Consider the following 4,250-nt stretch of genomic DNA (forward strand, 5'->3'; position numbering starts at 1 on the left):
AACGGGTGGGCGACTTCAAATCGGAATGGTGGGCGAGATCATCTCGGAATCCTGGGCGACATCGATCGGAATCCGCACGTACCGGTGCGACACATCGTGAGCCAACTTATACCGTTCACAAAGATCGTCATTCGTCATTATGATCCCGTCGCCTCGATCATCGCAGATGCGGCCGAATCCGCGCGGCCAAACAGCGTCACGGTAATTATTCGATGCAGCGGGCCATCGATCGCGATCGCCTGTAAAATGATCTCTGCCTCAAGTTGCCGCCATTACGCAACCAAGACGTCGCCGGGGCAGCTCCGCCGTCTGCCGATAGCAACCCGCGATCTCAAACTATCCCCATAGCCGCACCACCGTGCATAACCTCCCGCGCCTTCGTTCAATCCGGCTTCAATGAGGTCGCGTCATAAGCGCCTGCCGCGCCCTCGCGTGAGCGCGACCTCACAGAACCTTCCAGATTCCCTTTCGCCGTGGACCATGATTCTGTGGTGCATCGGAGGGGACGATGCGGCCGAAGAAGCACAAGACGACGGGATCGAATGACCTGTTCCGGGCACGGCTGGACCAGATCATCAACATGAAGCACGAACTGGTTCAGCTCGCCGGCAAGATCGATTGGGACTGGATCGACGGCGAGGTCGCACCGCTTTACAGCGAGCATGGCCGGCCCGGGATCGCGACCCGCTTCATGATCGGGCTGCTGTTGCTCAAGCACATTTACGGGCTGTCCGATGAGGGCATTTGTGAGCGCTGGGTCCAGGACCCGTATTTCCAGTTCTTCACCGGCGAAGAGTTCTTCCAGCACACCTTCCCGCACGAGGGAAGCGACCTGAGCCATTGGCGCAAGCGGCTCGGCGACAAGCTGGAGCTGCTGCTGGCCGAGAGCCTGCGGGTGGCGCACGAGGCCGGTGCATTGCGCAGCCAGGACCTCAAGCGCGTCACGGTCGACACCACGGTGCAGCCGAAGGCCATCACCTTTCCGACCGACGCCAAACTGTTGCACGCGGCCATCAAGGGTCTCAATCGCTTGGCAAGGAGGCACGGGGTCAGGCTGCGGCAATCCTATGCGCGTGTGGCCAAGGCAGCCGCGATGATGGCAGGCCGATACGCCCACGCCAAACAGTTCAGGCGGCATCAGCGGCAGTTGCGTATCCTGCGCGGCCGGCTGGGCCGGATCATTCGCGACATCCGCCGCAAGATAGAGGGCCAGTTGGCACTGGAGGAGGCGATCGCCCTTCCGCTCGGCCGGGCCGCGCAGATCCGCTCGCAGCAGCAGCGGCAGCGCGGCTGGAAGCTCTATTCCTTTCATGCCCCGGAGGTGGAGTGCATCGGCAAGGGCAAGGCTGCCGCCCCTTACGAGTTCGGCGTGAAGGCCTCCATCGTCACCAACAACCGCCGCGCTCCCGGCGGCCTGTTCGTGCTGCACGCCAGCTCGCTGCCCGATAATCCCTACGACGGTCATACCTTGCGGGACATCATCGACCGCACCGAGACACTCACCGGCTGTCCGATCGAGCGGGCCTATGTCGACAAGGGATACCGCGGTCACGACGCGCAAAATCCCCGGCGCGTCTTCATCTCCGGCCAGAAGCGCGGCGTCTTCGGTATCATCAAGCGCGAGTTGCGCCGCCGCTCCGCCATCGAGCCCATCATCGGACACCTGAAGGCCGAAGGTCACCTCGGACGCTGCCACCTCAAAGGCCGTGCCGGCGATGCCGCCAACGTCATCCTCTCAGCCGTCGGCCACAACTTCCGCCGCATCCTCGCCTGGCTCAGAGAATTCTTGGCCCTGTTCCTGCGGCTGCTATGGCAAACGCTCGCCTGTCCAGACCAGCTCAATCCGGCTTCTTAACGGACGACTAAAGATGCGCTGGCCGCGTGCGAGCGCGTGGAGCGCGGAGGATGTCAAAACTGCTCGCCCGCGCTTCTGGATGTATTGCTCTGCTACGGCATTCTCAAAAGAGACATTCGGATCATCGGGCGAGATTCACCAGGTCCGGTCATCCGCAATTTATTTTCGGTGAACCAAGCGCGTCATACCGGTTGAGTCATACGCAGGCCCGTTTGGCATGTGGTCGAAGTGACTAGAGGACTTGTCCCCTGCCGCATCCCGTGGAAGCTGCGTCCCGATTTAGCAGCTCACGGGCGACGGCAACGATGACGGAAAAGGAGAAGGCCGGCAGGCCGGGACGCAAGCCGCTGGCCGGCGGTCTCAAGAAGCAGATGCTCACCTCGGTCGATCCCGAGATCATCAGGAGGATCAAGGCGGCCGCGGCGCTCAAGGACACGACGGCCTCGGCGGTGTCCTTCTCGATGATATAGAATTCGGCGATATGCTTGAGCGCCTCGCCCGCAATGGGCGCGGGCCAGGAGCGGCGAGTTCGTAGAAGTTACGCCGCATGTGTGACCAGCAGAATGCAAGCTGGACGTCGCCACGCTCAGCCAGCTTGCCATAGCCGGCGTAGCCATCGACCTGCAGTATCCCCTTGAAGCCTGCCAGATGGGCGATTGGCGGGTCGGCCTTGCGGTGGCGGGCGTAAACCTGCGCCCGCCGATAGAGCGGCAAGTGGTCGGCATATTTGGAGACAAAACCCATTCCGTCCCAGAACACCAGCTTGATCCGATCCGCCCGCTTGGCCCTGAACACATAGACCGCTCCCGAGAATGGGTCCGCCCCCATGCTCTCGCGCACCAGGGTGGCAAGCCCCTCCATGCCCTTGCGGAAGTCTACCGGTTTGGTCACCACCATCACCCGGACCGCACCCGACGGACCGATCACTGGCTCGCCTTCAGCGCCTGAACGATCGACGCAATCATCCTTGGGTCCGCACCACGACCGGCCCGGATCGTGATGCCGTCGACTTCGATCTCAATGATCCCGGCGGCATCCGGCTTGGGCTTGCAACGCACCGGTTTGTGCTCACGGCCAAGAGCGGTCGCCGGCACTACGGCATTCCACCGCCGCCGGCACAAACTGTACTTCTTCTGCTTCGGAATGACCGTCCGCTGCTTCTCGCAACTGACGGCGCCAGCCAAACAACTGCTGCGGCAAATCCATGCCGCGCGCTACCGAACTCACCGAGTCGCCGCTCGCCGCGATCTCCGCAACAATCCGCGCCTTGTCCTCGTCGCTCCACTTCCGCCGACGGCCGGCCCCGGTGAAGACCTCAAGCCGACGCGCGCCGGCTCCGTGATAGCACTACGCGCTGTGTCCATTCTAAGCCTATCGGTTCAAACAACCGCAAACTCGCAGTTCGCCCCGTCATCCGGTAGGTGGCCGCTGAACAGCGCTTACAGGAGGACAGACCATGGAGCGGGATCAATCTCCCAGGGTCTGTACCTAATTAGCGAACTTTGATTCCCTCGCACCGAATTGATTCGGTGCGGGGGACTTGGATGCGCAAAGGACTGTTCTGGCTCAACGACGAGCAATGGGCTCTGATAAGCCCACATCTGCCGACGAACCAGACCGGCCCGGCGCGCGATGATGATCGACGTATCATCAGCGGCATCATTCACATGCTTCAGTGCGGTGCGCGCTGGCGCGATTGCCCGCCCGATTATGGCCCGTACACGACGATCTACAATCGTTTCAATCGCTGGGCTAAGCGCGGACATTGGCAGGCAATCTTTGAAGCGCTCGCCCGCTGTGGCAAGGACAGCGTGACTTTGTCCATCGACTCCACCACGATCAAAGCGCATCGCTCGGCGAGCGGCGGAAAAGGGGGGAGCATGAACAGGCGGTCGGCCGCTCGCGCGGTGGGCGGACCACGAAAATCCACGCGCTGAGCGACCCTGATTGCAGACCTTGCGCATTTCATCTCACTCCGGGGCAAGCCGCAGATATTGCCGCAGGACCGGCCCTTTTGAAGCTCGCGCCGCCCATGTCTAGCCTTATCGGGGACAAAGGCTACGACGGCGACGGCTTTCGGACCGAAATCGTCGATCGCGGCGCGAAGCCCGTCATTCCAAACAAATCCAACAGGGTGGTCCTCCACAGCTTCAGCAAACGTGCCTACAAAGGACGCAATGTCATCGAGCGCTGTTTCTGCCGGCTCAAGGATTTCAGGCGTGTCGCTACTCGGTATGACAAACTCGCCAGGAACTTCTTAGCCGCCGTCCACCTCGCCGCCATCGTCGCCTATTGGATCAATTGAGTCTGAACCCTAACACTACTTTGGCAGATTGTTGATTTTGCCGCGATTTATAGGATTCCCGAATCAATTTTTCAATGATTCATGGGTGGT

The 4,250-nt window shown here is 61.3% G+C and carries 4 protein-coding genes and 3 pseudogenes; 4 read left to right on the forward strand and 3 right to left on the reverse strand.

The window, feature by feature from the left end:
• The 3 genes from L6639_RS42660 to L6639_RS42670 form a co-directional block, all read left to right on the forward strand.
• Positions 1-348 (forward strand): hypothetical protein (locus tag L6639_RS42660; RefSeq protein WP_237867334.1); only part of this gene is annotated, 348 nt, incomplete at its 5' end.
• Between the two features lie 160 nt (positions 349-508).
• Positions 509-1,855 (forward strand): IS5 family transposase, encoded by a 1,347-nt coding sequence (locus L6639_RS42665; protein WP_237867336.1) that lies wholly within the window; start codon positions 509-511, stop codon positions 1,853-1,855.
• Positions 1,856-2,160: 305 nt separating this feature from the next.
• On the forward strand, positions 2,161-2,325 hold the full coding sequence (locus tag L6639_RS42670; RefSeq protein ID WP_237867337.1) for a hypothetical protein: 165 nt from the start codon (positions 2,161-2,163) through the stop codon (positions 2,323-2,325).
• On the opposite strand, the pseudogene L6639_RS42675 reads toward L6639_RS42670, so the two are convergent.
• From L6639_RS42675 to L6639_RS42685, 3 genes and pseudogenes are all read right to left on the reverse strand, one after another.
• Positions 2,313-2,551 (reverse strand): annotated as a pseudogene (locus L6639_RS42675) (IS66 family transposase); the annotation flags it as partial. The gene L6639_RS42670 and the pseudogene L6639_RS42675 overlap by 13 nt on opposite strands.
• A 48-nt stretch (positions 2,552-2,599) precedes the next feature.
• Positions 2,600-2,752: pseudogene (tnpB, locus tag L6639_RS43215) on the reverse strand (IS66 family insertion sequence element accessory protein TnpB); the annotation flags it as partial.
• A gap of 171 nt (positions 2,753-2,923) precedes the next feature.
• Positions 2,924-3,115, reverse strand: a complete 192-nt coding sequence (locus L6639_RS42685; RefSeq protein ID WP_338076584.1) for a transposase — start codon at positions 3,113-3,115, stop codon at positions 2,924-2,926.
• Between the two features lie 284 nt (positions 3,116-3,399).
• On the opposite strand from L6639_RS42685, the pseudogene L6639_RS42690 reads away from it, so the two are divergent.
• A pseudogene (locus L6639_RS42690) lies at positions 3,400-4,160 on the forward strand (IS5 family transposase).
• Positions 4,161-4,250 lie beyond the last annotated feature (90 nt).

This window comes from Bradyrhizobium zhengyangense, from assembly GCF_022012555.1.
In the GTDB taxonomy this organism is placed as follows: domain Bacteria; phylum Pseudomonadota; class Alphaproteobacteria; order Rhizobiales; family Xanthobacteraceae; genus Bradyrhizobium; species Bradyrhizobium zhengyangense.